Origin of the sequence: Bremerella alba, assembly GCF_013618625.1 — a bacterium.
In the GTDB taxonomy this organism is placed as follows: domain Bacteria; phylum Planctomycetota; class Planctomycetia; order Pirellulales; family Pirellulaceae; genus Bremerella; species Bremerella alba.
In genome coordinates this window covers 1-15,451 of record NZ_JABRWO010000008.1, presented here as the reverse complement: position 1 = coordinate 15,451, position 15,451 = coordinate 1, and the positions used below count along the sequence as shown (strand labels likewise).

Sequence of the window (15,451 nt, the reverse complement as noted above, 5' to 3'; positions counted from 1 at the left end):
GCGTGAGCACATCAAACGACCTCATCGTAGCGGCACGCTCTGTCATTGAGGTGTTAGATCTGTTGCAAATCCCCTTCTTCGTAGGAGGAAGCGTAGCAAGTTCTTATCATGGGGTCCCGCGTAGTACAATCGATGTCGATCTAATTGCCGATATTCAAGAGCGGCATGTACTGCCATTTTTCTCTCAAATCGTAGACGAATTTTACGCCGATGAAGCCACGATTCGAAACGCCATCTTCAATCGATCCTGTTTTAACCTGATTCATCTTGAAACCGGTTTTAAAGTAGACATCTTTATTAATCAGAATCGCGAGTTCGATCGATCAGCATTCGCCCGAGCCAAAGCGGCCCCATTAGACGCAGAACAACAACTGTGTGTACCAATCGCATCGCTAGAAGACATCGTTCTCGCGAAGCTACTATGGTATCGTGAGGGGGACGAAGTTTCAGAAAGACAATGGAACGATGTCTCGATGTTAGCCAGGAATAATCGGGGACAGCTCGACCAGGCGTACCTTCGAGAGCTGGCGGATCAACTAGCGATCATCGACTTACTCCATCGCCTCTTCGTAGAAGTGAAACTTGATGGAAAACCAGCCCCTTAGCTACCGGTCGTTCGTATCGACCTTTGCCCAGAACGGATGCAAGCGATCGGCTCGGGTACGAGCATCTTCCAGCATTACCTCGGTCGACGGCTTGACCCCGTTGCCGTAGTTCCGACCGTCGTAGGTGATCGTCATCCGCTCGTCGAAGTTCACGATATCTGGCGTCAGATAAATGTTCGCTTTGCCGGTGCCGCTATTCACGAGAACACCATTGGTTGCCAGGACTTTGGCGGTGATCTTCACCGGAGATTTCCTTGCTTCCGGATAGTTGGCCGGTAAAACCAGGCTGCGTTCGGGGAAGTCGCTCACTTCCAACCAGTAGAAGAAATTGTCCCACGGCCGCATCGCGACGACGTCATATTCCTTGGGGAAGAAGACACGTTTGTGGTAATCCATCCAGCGAAAGATATCCTGAATATCGTCCTGGAAATGTTCGTGCCCACGTCCTCGATATTCGACAATGGTAGTATCGAAATTCGTTTTCGTCAGATAGCGGTCGAAGTCGCGGGAATTGACCTCACGTTTATTTCCATCGAGTTCCCCGCAGACGAAGTACAGCGAAACGTTCCGGGCATTCTCCCAGTACCGTGCCACGTACTTATCGGCCTTGGCAACAATCGGAATGACACCGGCCCACAGGTCAGGATGTGCTAGGCCGATATCCCAGGCCGCATCGCCCCCCATCGAATGCCCGCTGAGGAAGACTCGATCGGTGTCGATCGAGAAATGACGCAGCGCGTGACGCAAACTGAACAGGACCGACGCATGCTCGTAGGCCGAATAGTTGTATTCAAACTGATGCTCTTCCGCCCAAATCGGAGCGATCACAATATACCCATTGCGGGCTGCCTGACCGGTACGGATCTTGGCTTTTTCGCTATGAGAACCTGACCACCAATCGATCTGCTGTTCGGCGGTGGTTCCTGCCCCGTGCAAGGTCACGATGGTGGGATATTTTCGGTAAGGGTCGTATCCTTGTGGCAACTGAACGTAATAGAAGAAATCGGAACGCCCAGGCACGCCTGGCACGCGCATCAGGAAGTAGCCGGGAATCTCTGAGGACGTCTCAGGCTCGGCATTGGACAGTGGCGGCTTCATGAACCACAAGATCTTAGAGACATACGCCGGCGAGCCGCCTTCCATGCCCTTTAGCTTTTCCAGAATGCTTCTTCGGTCGACGTCTTTTCGGTTGCTGACATAATTGCTGACGAGGTCACGAGCCTGAAACACGCTCAGGGCTACGGCCAGGTTTTCCTGAGAATCGTTAGGACCAAGTATCCAGCCGCTAATACCCAAGGCTAACTTCTCGTCGATCTTCAGCGATGGGTCATCGGAAAGTCGCATGTAGGGGCCCAGCCGATCCATATTATTGATATTCAGCTCGGCTTCTATTTCGGCAATCGCCTCTTCGACGATCGGCTTCTGAGCAGGATCGGTAAACTCTGCGAGATGTTCCCTCAGCAAGTTAAACATCTTGTCGCGGCGTTCGTAGGCGGTCTGGTACTCGGTCAGCATCGACTTGACCTTGAGCAGCGTCGAACTGGCAACCTTATCGCCGGGGAACTTATTCAACATGCCATAGGCCAGGTTGTGCTGCCCCGTCTCTTTGCGAAGTTCGACCTCATCGATCAGCGTGGTGGCGCTCAGTTGAATCAATTCTTCGTACTGTTTGCCGAACTGCTTTTTCAAATCCTCGAAGTCATTCATTAGCGCTGAAAGTTCAGCGGCCGCATCTCGGTAGCGTTCGGCTTGAAGGTAGAGCCGCACAATCTGTAGGCGCTGAGCAGCATCTTTTGGGTCGATGCGACGCATTAGAATCTGACTCAGCTTATCGCGGGGGATGCTGCTGGTGCGGATTCGCATATCCCAAACATGAGGACTGTCGGCCATCAGGCCTTCGACACGCGTCCACTGTGGTGTGATCTCGGTGATGCCTTGGATGACATCGACGGGTCCGCGTGCGGTTTGCATAGAATAGATTCGTCGACCGAACTCGTCCCAGGGTGTTACGCGAATCCCTTCTCCGACCGCGTGTACGCTGCGTCCAGAAACGGCCACGCGTTGATCAATCTTCACGCGTTCGACCGGGGTGGGGGCCGCCTCTTGAACGTCTTGTACCTGGTAGGTCGAAACAAACGTTCGCTTTAGGTCGTTGTCGACCAGGACAATCAACTGGTTGTCGACGGCACCGGCGGTCGGTGTTTTGAGTGGGTCGTCGCTCATGCTGGCGATCTTGCCGACCGAGCCTTCCAGACGCATCCCGTTCTTGAGTTCCACGATCGTGCCCCAGGCCGTCGCCGGAGCGGCGAACCAGAGGATACCCAATGCGATGAGATAACTCGTTTGACGTTTCATGCAAACCACGGAAGAGAGAAGGACGCGAAATCGTTTCCAGCATTATAGATTAGGTCAAATGCCGCTTCGTCCAATGGTTCGTGCAGCACTCTCCCCCTACCATTATCGAGGAACCTGCCAGAGGGGCAATAAAATCGTTACAGATCGACCCATTGTTTCCCTCCTCTGGCAAAAAAAAGGGGCAAAACGCGGTTAGTACCGGTTTTGCCCCCTAGCCTCGATCGGAAGAGAGTCGTGAAAAGCCGCTATCAAGGGGTTCCTAAAATTCGCCCAGCACTTGGCCATCGCGCGATGACATCAGATTTCGCCAAGTGTCGACTTGAATGGTTTCGGTGATAAAGCGACTCGAACCATCGCAAAGCACTACCTGCACTCCGCCGGGATGCCGACTTCGCGCCGCAAACATCGACGGTGCACTCGACGTCGAGGCAGCACACGGCAGGTTCTTCAGTGGCAAGTTGTTGCAGTAGCTGGCAGAGTAAATACGATCTGCGTCAGAAGTATTTGGCGTCAAGTAACCAGACACCGAGCTCCCGTCACCCCACCATGAATAGGCCCTGAGGTCTTTCCCTTCGCCCTGCAGTTTCTCGGCAAACAGAACCGTATTGGCAGTACCATCGGTAATATCACGGAACCCTTGATAGCCCTTCGAGCCCTCATCGTTGTTGACGTACTTAAACGGAGCTCCATGGAACTCCACTCCATTGACGGTGCCCTGGTCGTAATCGGTGTTACCGTAGTTCGCGCCGTAGCTGTGCGAGGTGATCGACCCAAGCGGCTTGTTGGGGGTATCACTCGGGCACGTTAGTGCGCTGAGTTCGACCGTCGTTACGTCAATATTGTCATCGCCGCTGTAGCGAGAGTCGCTGGTGACGTACTTGTCGGTGATGTTGTAGTTGTCGTACAGATTTTTCTGCTCGATGAACGGCAGAATCGAGACCTGCCAGGTTCCCCAACAGCAGGCGTAAGTGCCGCCTGGGAAGTTCTGAAACGTGTCGTGATAGTTGTGAATTGCCAGTCCCAATTGCTTTAAATTATTAGAACATTGCATTCTTCGAGCAGCTTCTCGGGCCTGTTGCACGGCTGGCAGAAGCAAGGCAATCAACACGCCAATAATGGCAATCACGACAAGAAGTTCTACGAGGGTGAATCCTCGAGAAGCGCGCATTCGAACCACGGTATAGCTCCAAAATAGGAAAAGGAATTAGTGTGCATGGGAGCAGATGAGGTGTGAGTTTATTAAGGTCGCCTAGGGGATGGCGAATTGAAACGAGTTATCCTCCCCGTCAACGACTGTGATGGTTTGATCGCTTTTACTATTCCATTGGGTAGGAATACGTTCTTTCGCCAGGCGGCGGGACTCGCCAGGTTCACCGGCCGCTTCGGCAGTGGCATCGGCACTATTAATACGAACCGTATAGGTACCCGGCGGTAATCCTCGTTCGCTTTCGACTGAAAACTTTCCATCGAGAATGGTCGCACCACCAGGCCGGCCTTGGTCGCGATCTTGCGGGTCGAAAGAGATCGAACCGGTATCGAGGGGCTGATCATTCAGGGTGACTTCACCACTTATCGCCTGACGATTGAGCGGGTCGACCGCCCCTCCGCAACCGGAGAGAAACAATGTACTGACGCTCACACAAAGCATGAGCACCACGGACTCAATTTTAAGGGTCCTGTCTTTCGACACTGGCATACTGAAACTCGATCTGTAAGAGAAGAGAAGAAAACCGAGAGCGATTTGCCGTCTAATGTTTGAACTAACGTCTTATCGACAACCGCTCAAACGATGAAATCTATGCTACCGTGATGTCACGAAATATCAAGACCAAGACTTTATTAATTCAGTATTGGATTTTGATCGCAGAGACGACGCGGCATCGTCGGTTCAAAGACCTTTGGCGTAACATCTCTTGAAGCTTAGGGTTAGTGTTGACCCACCATCAATGACTGATGTTTGCACGTCTACCAGCGCCCAGCTAAGAAGATGGGGTGATGAACAAAGATTGATCGGGCCTGTAAGTGCCCTTTCCCGTCAATCGCGCAACCCCATTGGCGGGTGATTCCTGTGAACTTGCGCTACGGTAAAGCTCTCTACGGATTAGCGCGAATCATTAATCGATACGATCAGTCCCAGCAATTGGTCCATGTGGGCAAAGCTCTGCACGCTGTCGGAAGAAGAATAGCTTCCGACAGGATCATAGCGCAGAACGCGCATCCCTGCGGCCGTGGCGGCGGAGACCCCCACGTCACTGTCTTCGACAACAACACAATGCTCGGCCGTCACGTTCATCGCTTGTGCGGCATGGCGAAAGATGGCCGGATCTGGTTTCCAAGCGCCGATCTCGTAGCAACTGAAGACATCGCTACCAAAGAACGATGCGAGCCCGCACACGTTGAGCGCGAGCTGAATCTTCGCCTTGGGTGCACTTGAAGCCACGCATCGCGTCAGATGCAATTGATTGAGCATGGCCACCACGCCTGGCATCGGTCGCAGTTCGGCTTCAATCTTAGATGCAGCGTATTCGCGGTACTCGTCCTCGAAGTTGTCTGGCAGCTTTTTGCCGAGGCGAGTTTCGATATCCGCAACGATGTTGGCCATCCGCTGGCCGCGGTAACGTTCGGAAATAATGGGGAGTGGTTCGCCCAGTTCCGGCAGCAGATCGAGCAAGGCCTGTGAACCGAGCGTCTCGCTATCGACGAGCGTCCCGTCTAAATCGAAAATAACACACGAGCTAGACATAGACGGAAAAGCACTGGCTAAAAAGATGACCGCGGCACGTTTGCCGATGGAGAACGGTTACCAAATACGACGTGGCGAACACGCGGCCAGACGCTTCGAGGCCAGGCGGGGGTGGGCGACGCTCAGGCGAAGATTCGGGCGGTCTTTCAACTGCGAGGAAGCGGCCAAGTCACCCAGCAGGAAGCACAGGTCGTCTCCGGTGGTCGTCGTGACGACGTCCATCATGCCGGACGGAGACCGGACCAATCGCTGCTTTTCCACATCTAAGCTGAAATAGGCCAGCAAATCTTGGCGATCCGACAGAAAGGTAATGCGGTAAGGGGCGTCAGCCGAGCCGTCGCCCGTTTCCAGCAAGCCCTGCAAGATCGATTCGGTGATAAAACGCTCGAGTTCGGCGTCGTCGTCGCATCCCATTTGCTGGGCAGCGATCGACGCATAAAGATGTGCCGACGGAGAAGCGACCCAGGCAAACGGCATTAATTCGGTCTGCTCGAACATTTGTTCATAGCAGCCGCGCTGGCATAATTCGGCCAGTTGGTTTACGAAGCTTCCGACCGAACAAAAGTCGGCTTCCGTTTTCACTTCGTCTTGAAGTTTCAGGAAGCCTTGTCGGCTTGGTGCTTCGAGAAATGCCTGATAGTAATCGATCATTCAAAGCCTTCAGAACGTGTTCGCTGGGGAGCAAACTTGCAATTGAATTTTGATTTGCAAGGTTTGCCGTAGCGACTTGGGTGACGTGCAAGCATGTCACTCTTCTTTAGACTAACGACGACGTTTTAAAAACGCAATAACTTACGCGTTGTTTGTCGCATGATTTTGTCATGCCGATTGTCATGTTCGCACAAGCAATCGTCGCGCGCGGTATGCATTACGAACCATAGCTCTTCCCTCCGTAAAGGCAACTCACTAGTGCGCGTGAATGTAGCGTGCAGAGCAAACGTGCTTGTTGCCTTCAAGAAACAAAACACGCCGTCGTTACTAAAAAAGTAACGCGGCGTGATGTGTTTTGATTCGCGAACGTGGCTTAGCCAGACGTGTTGATCAAGTTACCGCTACCGGGCGACTTGCTAATACGTGCCGCCGACTCAATCAGCTGAACCGCAGCATCGCCTTGCAGCTTTTGAGCGTCTAACGATTTCTTCGCAACCGCAATATCTGCCTGATTTTGAACTTGAGACTGTTGAATCGCCGTCGCTTGCGAAGCGATACCATCCACGCTTGCCATTTTTCTGCTCCCGAGAGTGATGCTGAGTCTTACGATAGACCGATTCCCCAAAAGAAAACGACCAAGCCGTGTCTCTTTCATCGGCAAACATGGGCGAAAGACTTGGCCAAAACGTGCCCAAGGGAAAGTTGTGCTCGTTTTTCCGATTAGATGAGGTAAACCGCAGGCCGAAGCGATGCAACGATAGGTGCGGACGGCACAGATACTTAACGGTATCGATCCCCAAAACACCGAAGATGCTCTTAAGACCAAGGTTGGCCCAGAGATTCATCTCTGGGTCAACCTGCGGGATGGTGCCTTTATGAACCGCAGTTTCGTCACTTATCCTAAGACTTCGCGTTTGCGGTTGATGTAATCCCACACCACGTAGCGATCCAGGTCGTTTCCGGCCGTAAAAAAGACGCGGCCCTTGGTCGATTCGGCCAGCCGATAGGCGAAGCGGATGTCTTCTTCACTCTGCGACCAGCTAGGCACCAAAAACATATTGATCGTGATTCCTTGTTGCTGGCACAACTTTCCTTCACGCATCGTCGCCTCTTCGGTGCGCAGGTCCGGCGGATAGAGCAAAAAGAGCTCGTGCCCTTCAAAGTGAGCCGTCGGCAGACCATCGGTTATCAAAATGATCTGCCGATTGGGTGTATCTTGGCTGCTAAGGAACAAGCGAGCTTGCTGAAGTGCGTGCTGAATATTGGTGAAGTGGGGCGGAATCCGGTATTCGCTAATTTCCGGCTTGCTCATATCGGCCCGCAGCCGCACCACCGGGTCGTGAATCGTGACCGGTTTGGGCAACAAACCAATCACATCTCCCGGGGCCACCGGCTTGGCGAACGAATACATCTCGATCATTTGCAAAAAGTCGCCGGGATATTCGCTGCGTATGAGTCCCTGCATCGCCAAGGCCATCCGTTTGACGTTCGCATACTGGGCGTCGTACCGCATGCTCCCGCTCATATCCATGATCACGCAGGTCGCACACTTGGGATTGTTCTTCGTCTTGTGAATGACAATGTCTTCACTACGCATTTGCAGCGGACGCTCGTCCCCCTGACGCAGCATCGCGTTGATCAGCGTCTGAGGGATGTCCATATTGGTCAACGAATCGCCGAATTCGTAGTCTTTGGTCGACTGCAGCTCGACAGCCCCCTCCCCCACGATCGGTCCTTGATGCCGACCGGTGCGCGATGCCTGCAGATTGCCGAAGATCCGCTCAAGCAGTTTCCCTTGGAAGATCTTGTACGCTTGCGGCGTTAAATGGACGTTACCTGACTGATTGGTCAGCCCCTGCTGCTCGGCTTGCTCGCGCAAATACTGTTCGACCTGCCGCTGAAGCTGCATCAGCTGTTCCATCTCGCCTGGGTCGGCGTATTCGGAAAGCTGCTCCATGTCGATGATGCCGATCTGGGCGTTCTCTTTGGCCTGTTTCAGCTGTTCGAGCAGTTCGTCGATCTTCTCCAGCTCTTCCTTGACCTCAATCGCCTTGTCGACAGTCATCGCCTGAAGACCGGTGAAGGTATACTTGGCCACCAGCTGGTCGACTTCGTACTTCCGGCTGAGATGCTCGATCAGCATAACCAGGTCGCGGGCAAACGGCGAGCGTTCGTCATCCAAGCCATACCAGACACGTTCTAAGTCGTACAGTTGCTCTTGCTCGAAGCCGAGTTGAAACCTCTCTCGCTGCCGTTTGGGTGGCTGCATCGGCTCGCCATGGTCGCGGTAGGCCTTCTTGGCCCCTTTTTGGGCGGCATCAGTTTCGTACGTTTCGAGGATCTTTCGCTTGCGCTCCTCAAGCATCTTGATCAACGATTCAATACTTGGCCCCAGGCCGGCAATCTGGCTCGGGTCGATCTTCACCGCATTGGCCAACTGCTCCGGCGTCAGCTCCATCCGATCGCCATACATCAACCAATGCTCCATCGCCGGCGAGACAAGATCAGGCGGAGGAGTCTTAGGGCTCGGGAACTTCATCGGGTCATACTTCTGATAGGTATGAACAATTCCGCCCGGTTTGTGTTTGCGTGGTGATTTTGTCATTGGCTCTTAAGCCCTACAAAGGGCAGTCGAATGGTACATTGTCAGGTCCCCTCGCCCCTGTAATCGGGGGAGAGAGCTAGGGGACTAGTGCGGTCGCTCGCTGTGTGCCTATTCAAACTCGTAGGTTATCTTGCCGTGGTGTTGGGCTCGGCTGATGCGATCCAACGCGTACAAGCCTGCCAGCACGAACTCGACGCACGAGGCCCGCATGGCTGGGTTTTCCGACGCGTTGACTTCAAACGCGCGATCCCAGACCGGTGGAACCCGCTTGAGCCGGTCGCCGTAATGATCTGAGGGAAGCAAATCGCCCACCTCGATCTTGATCCCTTTCTGGAAGATCTCGGCGATCTCTTCGAGCCCGTGCTCTTGAATGTATTCCTGAAAGACCGTTCCGACCGCTTCGGCAATCAACGCATCGAGAACCTGTCGCTCGGACATCTGATGGCTCCCCATCATGTCGAGTTCCAGCTTGCCCAGGCTCGACGTATAGATGTGCCCGAAATCGCTCAGGCGGACCACCGCTGGCTTCTCGTTGAGTAAAATCCCACGGTGCCGGGCCGAGGCGATCACGGTGCTGTAGTTGGCGATACTAAACCGGGCACTGACGCCTGACTGCTGATCGACAAACTTACTACGCCGGGCCGCTTCGGTAACCTGTTCAAGCACTTCCTTCATGAAGTACGGCATCACCACCGGGTACTCGCCCTCTAAGCTTACGTCGGCCTCTTGCTCGATGATCTGAATCCCCAGGTCACGCTGCCGTGGGTAGTGCGTATGAATGACTGAACCGATGCGGTCCTTCAACTGTGGGATCACCTTGCCGCTGCGGTTGAACGTGGAAGGGTTGGCCGAGAAGAGCAGCACCAGGTCGATATCGAAGTTCACGGGGTATCCGCGGATCTGCACGTCGCGTTCTTCGAGCATGTTGAACAGCCCCACCTGGACCAGCTCGTCCAGCTCTGGCAGTTCGTTCATGGCGAAGATCCCCCGGTGCATCCGTGGGATTAGGCCAAAGTGCAACGCTTCTTCGGTGCTCATGCTCACGCCGCCGGCCAGCTTGGCCGGGTCGATTTCGCCGATCACGTCGGCAAACTTGGTCCCAGGTGCCAGACGCTCGGCGTAGCGTTCTGCACGCGGCCACCAGGCAATGGGGATCTCTTCGTCCCCGTGCGCAGCCACGAAGTTTTTGGCGATCGAGGTGATCGGATGATAAGGGTCTTCATGGACTGGGCAGCCAGGAATGTTCAGGTACGGCAAGGCTTCATCCAGGAAGCGAACCATCATCCGCATCATGCGGCTCTTCCCCTGCCCTTTCTCGCCCATGAACAGCATGTCGTGTCCGGCGATCAGCGCCAGGTGAATCTCCGGCAAGACGGTGTCTTCGTAGCCGACCATCCCGGGAAACGTTTCCTGCTCGGCAGCGAGCATGCGAATGAAGTTCTCTTGAATTTCCTCTTTCACAGAGCGCGACTGCCAACCGCTCTCCTTCAATTCTTTCAAGTTCACTGGGCGCGAGGCGGTGTCGGTCACGTCGTTCGAGCTTGTCACTATTCCAAACTTCCCCGTGGATGGTCGATTTTCTGGAAACTCCTCGAATTATAGCGCGACCGGCCTAAACGCCAAGCTTTCGCCATATTAGGGGAGTCGAATCCTCCGATAGGTCTTCAACATAACCGCAAAAGCTGGGCGTTATCATCCACCCTGGCTTTAAAAAGAGCCAAGTGTCGACATCGCAGTAGAGCCAATCGAGCAGAGCTTGCGAATGTGTACTTGCGATGTTGGGTAAGGTAATCTAACCGCATTGACGAAGCTGGCCACCTTTTACGAATGCCATGGACACCGAACCAGAACTGGAACTCGTTGACGAACGCCCTCGGCAGTTCGGCCTGATTCATTTGCTGGTGCTGATAGCCGTGTTGGCATTGGCCTCTGCCCTGCTTGCGCCCCTATTTCGCACGATGACTGCTCGTCAGGCCGTCTTTGCCCTGATGATTCTTCTTGTTGACATGACCGTCGTCGCCGCGACGTTTATCTTTTGCTCGATGCTGCGCGAGAAAGTTTTGTCGGTCGCCGGTCGGCGTGTAGGGCAAACCAACGTCGGCATGGCCAGATCACGAGCCCTCGGGCGAACCGCAACGGCCTGCAACTTCTTCTTCATGGCCATCGTGTATCTCGCGAACCTGATCTTGGCCATTCTATTTGCGAAACAAGACTTCCCCTGGATCGTAATCATCTCCCAGGTTCAAGTCGGCATATTCACAACGATTTTGTTTTTGCAGTTGTGGTGGGATCGAGACTTCGGAGCGATCGAGTTCTTCGAGAACGGCATGGCGGCCGTGTCGTTTAAGTACACCCCGTGGGACCAGATCATCGTGCGTCCCTGCAAACTTTACGAGAACGGCGTGAACCTGCATATCCAGTCAGGCACCAAACACAGCGGCGCTACGATGATGACCGTGTTTGTTTCCCAGCCGCTGAAGCAGTATCTTTTGAAGCATCATGGCGAAGAAAGCCAGTTCCATAAAAAAAGCCCCGGCTAGGCCGAGGCTTCTTTCTTATTTCAATCGTGCCCGCAGGCAATCTACTTCTTCAGCATCGCACCGGAAACGTACCAGCCATCATCTTCAGTGCGGCCGTACGAACCGGTCGGGCCGAGGTAGCCTTCGACCTGGGCGAACGGCGGCAGCTTGCTGGCGTCGATCTCCTGCTCGCGGGTGATCGTTTCGTCGTCTTGGCCCATGCTCCATAGTTCGTTGATGACCTTGCCCAAGGCCGATTCCGATTCCGGCATCTTGCCTTGCTGCATCAGTTCGTACGTGACGCGGGCAGCCTGATCGGTGCGGGCAAAGTGGCGGAAGCTGTCTTCGCCGCTTCCTAAAGCTGCCAGGGCTTTGTCCATTCGTGCGTAGTCGGCCGCTTGGCTTAGCAGTTTGGCGTCGGCCCCAGCCTGCTTGGTCAAGATGACCTTCTTGATCAGCTCTTTGTTGTTGGCGAAGTAAACCCAATCACCCACCACCGCGACGGCTGCGTTGGGGATCTTGGGCTTGTTGCCACCTTGGGTGAACTGATTGTTGGCGGCAAACGCGTCCGGGAAGCCAGGACCGCTGATGACCAGCGTGGGGATTTCTTCTTCCTCTTCGTGAATCTCCCAAATTTCTTCCTCACCCACTGGGTGCTTCTCGGCGTTGGGGTCTTGCTCCATGATCTGCGTGATGGCCGCTTTCACCGGGGCTGCGTCCAACAAGTGCACAGCAACCAGGCGTTGTTCCGATTGCGGCGTGATCGGCGTCTTCACGTCGACCAGCATGCAGACCTTGTCGTCGAGATGCTTGACGATTTGATTGACGACATCGACCTTTGGACCGGCAGGATCTTTTTCCAGACTTTCGATCAGCTCGTCGAAGATCTCGTCGTCGGCGTATTCGTTGACGATTGTTTCGCTGAATTTGAACGCGTCTTGCACGTTCCAGCGGAAGTTAAGGAACGTGGCGATCTCGCCAGGAACCCAATCGTACGGCTGGTAGTTCTTGTCGTTCGGGAAGTTCAAGATGCGGGCACCCAATTTGAAGCGCTCGCCAGCTTCGGCCTGGGGGTCTTGCGGAGCGTACACAAACGAGCTGTGGACCATTTCCAGCTGGTCGTCATCGTCAGACACCATGAAGTTGACGTAACCACCCAGGCCCTTCACGGCGTCGAAACCTTGATTCCGCAGCAGCTGCAGCATGTCGGTACCGCGTTTTTTGCGGCCACCCTGCTGCGAGCGGATCACTTCGGCGTAGCCAAACGGCTCGACGAACCATTCGAAGTCGTACGTTTCCGGTCCGCGGCCTTCTTCAGCCCGAGCCAGCACGGCCTTGAACGCTTCCAGCGAGGCCAGGTTGTCTTGCTTGGCGGCAGCGATTGCTTCCAAGATGTAGGTTAGGGTCGCTTTCGAGTCGGTAGCGATCAGCAGATCTTGCTGAATGGCGTAGTAAGCTTCGCTCGGGCCTGGCTTCTCGGCGTTAGGCGGAAGGTCGAACTTGGTAGCCTGAACGCCAGCAATGGTGACCTTCGACTCGGTGGCCCCTTTTTGCTTTTGATTCTGCGAGATCTTGGCCAGCAACGCATCGACCTGGGCTTTCTTGCCGGTCACATCGATCGTTACCACCACGCCGTCCGACTTCGCGCCGTTGGGCTGATCGTTGGCGAAGCAGATTTCGCCGGCGTAGACGCCTTGCAGGTCGTCGAGCGTAATGCCCAGCTTCACGCCACCGGCGATCAGCTTTTGCTTGATCTGCTCTTTCAGGTCGTCGGTAAACGGCTTCATGACCGGGTCGGCCATCATTTTACCGATCTGCGTTTCGTCGAAGTTCGACGATGCCTGATCGTAATCAGGGATCGAAACGTAGCTCTTGATGGTCTGGGGGAGCACCGTCGCTGCTTTCGGAGCAGCTTGTAGCTGATGCTGAGCGAATGAGAAAATACCTACGCAAAGTAGGGCGAACCGCGCCCAGCGATATGCCTGCATCACAATCAAAACTCCTCCGCCTGAGTGAAACGGATTTCCCCAAAAGGCTGCCTGTCGTACATTCGGGAAAATCCGAGGTGCTATTTCTATCGGCAAATGCGTTTAAAATTCCAACTCGGAACTGCCTTAGTTCCATACATCTGCCGGTAAAACGACAACCGATATCCATAAGATATAACGATTACAACAATTAACGAATCTCCCTGATTCTGCGAAACTAGCGAATCTGGTGCAAGCTCTGCTAGCCACGCTTGCCCCAATTAACCCCAAAGGAGTAAGGGTGAATCTCGATAAAATCGCCGCCGAGTCCCTCTGCTACGACCCCATTCATGGTTATGTTCCCTTCGTCTCGGAAGGAAATTCCCCTGATGAAGTCACCGAACGCACCATCATCGACCATCCCTGGCTACAGCGGATGCGTCAGATTCATCAGCTGCAAACGGCCTGGTGGGTCTACCCCACCGCCGAGCATACTCGTTTCCAGCACATACTGGGGGTGATGCACCTGGCCAGCCGGCTGATCGATCAGCTGTATCCGAGCCTGAAGGAGGTCTGCCCCGACACCCCTTCGCGCGGCCACGTCGAAACTCTCCTGCGAATGGCGGGCCTATTGCACGATGTAGGGCACGGTCCGTTCGGACATTTCTTCGATAGCCACTTCCTGCAGCACTTCAACCTGACGCACGAATCGCTCGGTGCCCATATCATTCAGCACCAGTTGGGGGATCTACTCGCCCAGCTTCGGCGTAATCCCTATTCGCAGTTGGAAGACCACGAACGCATCGATCCCGAGCAACTTGCCTGGATGATTCAGCGGCCCAAGCCCGGCGATCAGGCCGAGCGGCCCCAGTGGCTCAGCTTTCTGCGTAGCCTGCTCAGCGGCATCTACACCATCGACAACATGGACTTCGTCCTCCGCGATGCCTACATGACCGGCTACAGCCAACAGTCGTACGATTTAGAGCGACTAATCCGCTACAGTTTTTTCACTGAAAAAGGGCTTACCATTCACGAACGCGGCATGGCGGCCCTTATCCGGTTCATGAACGTTCGGGCTGAGCTCTTTCAAACCGTGTACTTCCACCGCGAAGTGATGGCGATCGACAAGACGCTGGAAGACTTGTTCGCCGAAAGCCGCCCTTGGATGTTCCCCGGCAACCCCATCGAGAACTTAGCCGCCTACCAAGGCTTCACCGAATTCAGCCTCCTGGTCGATGCGGCTCGCTGGCACCAGTCTGACGACCCCCATCAGGCCGAAGTAGGCCGGAAGTGGAAAGACCTCCTCAATCGCAACATCCCTTGGCGTTTTATCTGCGAACGTTCGCTCCGCTTCGACGAAGGGGAAAGCCAAGAGATGACCATCTTCCGCAACGAAAGCTTCGCCCTGACGGCCCTGCGCGAGGTGCTGCCGACCGAGCTAAAAGAAACCCCGCTGAAGATCGCCCTGAACCGAACCGTCTTCCGCCCCAACACCCGCGGCCCCAGCGACCACCAGAACTTCATGTACGACGCCGCCCAAAAGAAGATCAAAGAGCTGACCACCGACAAGATCTTCCGTTCCTTACCGGTCAGCCGCGTGGTCTGCCGGATCTACGCCCAAGACGCTTCCCTGGCACCCCAACTGGCCGCGGCACTCGACCGGCTGGTAGGAAACCATGCGGTGGACGATTTGACCAATATGTAGCGGACGAAGAATCGTCCTCCTCACGCCGCATTTCAATTTCCCGCAGGCGATTGGCTCTTCTGCGGAAGAGAAGTAAGGCCCCACGCGGGCGCGGGCCGGACGCCTGAAATCTGCTTAAAAACCCACGCCCGCGCGAATCTTAAAAAATTTTCATTTGAGCACTATACATATGCTCACGGCTAACGCATACTAAGTCGTTGGCAGGCCTATGATTTCCGCTAGGAAGTTCACGTTCCAGCCTGCCATACGCCGCCGCATCACGATGCTTTCCTTGCTTTTCTGCTGTTTGATCAAGCTGATC

The 15,451-nt window shown here is 54.6% G+C and carries 12 protein-coding genes; 3 read left to right on the top strand and 9 right to left on the bottom strand.

From position 1 onward, the window contains the following. The first annotated feature begins 2 nt into the window (after positions 1 to 2). The gene (locus HOV93_RS14305; protein WP_207397199.1) at positions 3 to 605 is read left to right on the top strand and encodes a hypothetical protein; all 603 of its coding nucleotides are present in this window, start codon (positions 3 to 5) and stop codon (positions 603 to 605) included. Here the strand turns inward: HOV93_RS14305 and HOV93_RS14300 are convergent, their stop codons facing one another. The 8 genes from HOV93_RS14300 to HOV93_RS14265 all read right to left on the bottom strand — a co-directional run bounded on the left by HOV93_RS14300 (position 606) and on the right by HOV93_RS14265 (position 10,507). Beyond that, the gene (locus HOV93_RS14300; RefSeq protein WP_207397198.1) at positions 606 to 2,960 is read right to left on the bottom strand and encodes a carboxylesterase family protein; all 2,355 of its coding nucleotides are present in this window, start codon (positions 2,958 to 2,960) and stop codon (positions 606 to 608) included. Between the two features lie 259 nt (positions 2,961 to 3,219). After that, positions 3,220 to 4,128: a DUF1559 domain-containing protein gene (locus tag HOV93_RS14295; RefSeq protein WP_207397197.1), complete on the bottom strand. Its 909-nt coding sequence runs from the start codon at positions 4,126 to 4,128 to the stop codon at positions 3,220 to 3,222. Between the two features lie 81 nt (positions 4,129 to 4,209). After that, positions 4,210 to 4,656, bottom strand: coding sequence for a hypothetical protein (locus HOV93_RS14290; RefSeq protein ID WP_207397196.1), 447 nt, complete (start codon positions 4,654 to 4,656; stop codon positions 4,210 to 4,212). A gap of 405 nt (positions 4,657 to 5,061) precedes the next feature. Then, the gene (locus tag HOV93_RS14285; RefSeq protein WP_207397195.1) at positions 5,062 to 5,703 is read right to left on the bottom strand and encodes an HAD-IA family hydrolase; all 642 of its coding nucleotides are present in this window, start codon (positions 5,701 to 5,703) and stop codon (positions 5,062 to 5,064) included. 57 nt (positions 5,704 to 5,760) lie between these two features. After that, entirely contained in the window at positions 5,761 to 6,354 is a 594-nt protein-coding gene (locus tag HOV93_RS14280; protein ID WP_207397194.1) for a hypothetical protein, read from the bottom strand. Positions 6,355 to 6,727: 373 nt separating this feature from the next. Next, a complete protein-coding gene (locus HOV93_RS14275; protein WP_207397193.1) occupies positions 6,728 to 6,928 on the bottom strand; it encodes a YjfB family protein in 201 nt (66 codons plus the stop codon). 321 nt (positions 6,929 to 7,249) lie between these two features. Continuing rightward, positions 7,250 to 8,959 carry a VWA domain-containing protein gene (locus tag HOV93_RS14270; RefSeq protein WP_207397192.1) on the bottom strand — a complete coding sequence of 570 codons (1,710 nt, stop codon included), beginning with the start codon at positions 8,957 to 8,959 and terminating at the stop codon, positions 7,250 to 7,252. 108 nt (positions 8,960 to 9,067) lie between these two features. Continuing rightward, on the bottom strand, positions 9,068 to 10,507 hold the full coding sequence (locus HOV93_RS14265) for a magnesium chelatase (protein WP_207397191.1): 1,440 nt from the start codon (positions 10,505 to 10,507) through the stop codon (positions 9,068 to 9,070). Between the two features lie 284 nt (positions 10,508 to 10,791). Here HOV93_RS14265 and HOV93_RS14260 point away from each other — a divergent pair, with 284 nt between their 5' ends. Further along, the gene (locus tag HOV93_RS14260; RefSeq protein ID WP_207397190.1) at positions 10,792 to 11,499 is read left to right on the top strand and encodes a hypothetical protein; all 708 of its coding nucleotides are present in this window, start codon (positions 10,792 to 10,794) and stop codon (positions 11,497 to 11,499) included. A 41-nt stretch (positions 11,500 to 11,540) separates the two neighbouring features. Here HOV93_RS14260 and HOV93_RS14255 read toward each other — a convergent pair whose 3' ends face one another. Beyond that, positions 11,541 to 13,469, bottom strand: coding sequence for a hypothetical protein (locus tag HOV93_RS14255; protein ID WP_207397189.1), 1,929 nt, complete (start codon positions 13,467 to 13,469; stop codon positions 11,541 to 11,543). Between the two features lie 277 nt (positions 13,470 to 13,746). Between HOV93_RS14255 and HOV93_RS14250 the strand changes: the two genes are divergently transcribed. Then, on the top strand, positions 13,747 to 15,150 hold the full coding sequence (locus HOV93_RS14250) for an HD domain-containing protein (protein WP_315853415.1): 1,404 nt from the start codon (positions 13,747 to 13,749) through the stop codon (positions 15,148 to 15,150). The last annotated feature ends 301 nt before the right edge of the window (positions 15,151 to 15,451 follow it).

Excerpts from the sequence above, each read along its gene's own strand:
- HOV93_RS14300 (WP_207397198.1), bottom strand. The coding sequence starts at position 2,960 with ATGAAACGTCAAACGAGTTATCTCATCGCATTGGGTATCCTCTGGTTC.
- HOV93_RS14295 (WP_207397197.1), bottom strand. The coding sequence starts at position 4,128 with ATGCGCGCTTCTCGAGGATTCACCCTCGTAGAACTTCTTGTCGTGATT.
- HOV93_RS14290 (WP_207397196.1), bottom strand. The coding sequence starts at position 4,656 with ATGCCAGTGTCGAAAGACAGGACCCTTAAAATTGAGTCCGTGGTGCTC.
- HOV93_RS14285 (WP_207397195.1), bottom strand. The coding sequence starts at position 5,703 with ATGTCTAGCTCGTGTGTTATTTTCGATTTAGACGGGACGCTCGTCGAT.
- HOV93_RS14280 (WP_207397194.1), bottom strand. The coding sequence starts at position 6,354 with ATGATCGATTACTATCAGGCATTTCTCGAAGCACCAAGCCGACAAGGC.
- HOV93_RS14275 (WP_207397193.1), bottom strand. The coding sequence starts at position 6,928 with ATGGCAAGCGTGGATGGTATCGCTTCGCAAGCGACGGCGATTCAACAG.
- HOV93_RS14270 (WP_207397192.1), bottom strand. The coding sequence starts at position 8,959 with ATGACAAAATCACCACGCAAACACAAACCGGGCGGAATTGTTCATACC.
- HOV93_RS14260 (WP_207397190.1), top strand. The coding sequence starts at position 10,792 with ATGGACACCGAACCAGAACTGGAACTCGTTGACGAACGCCCTCGGCAG.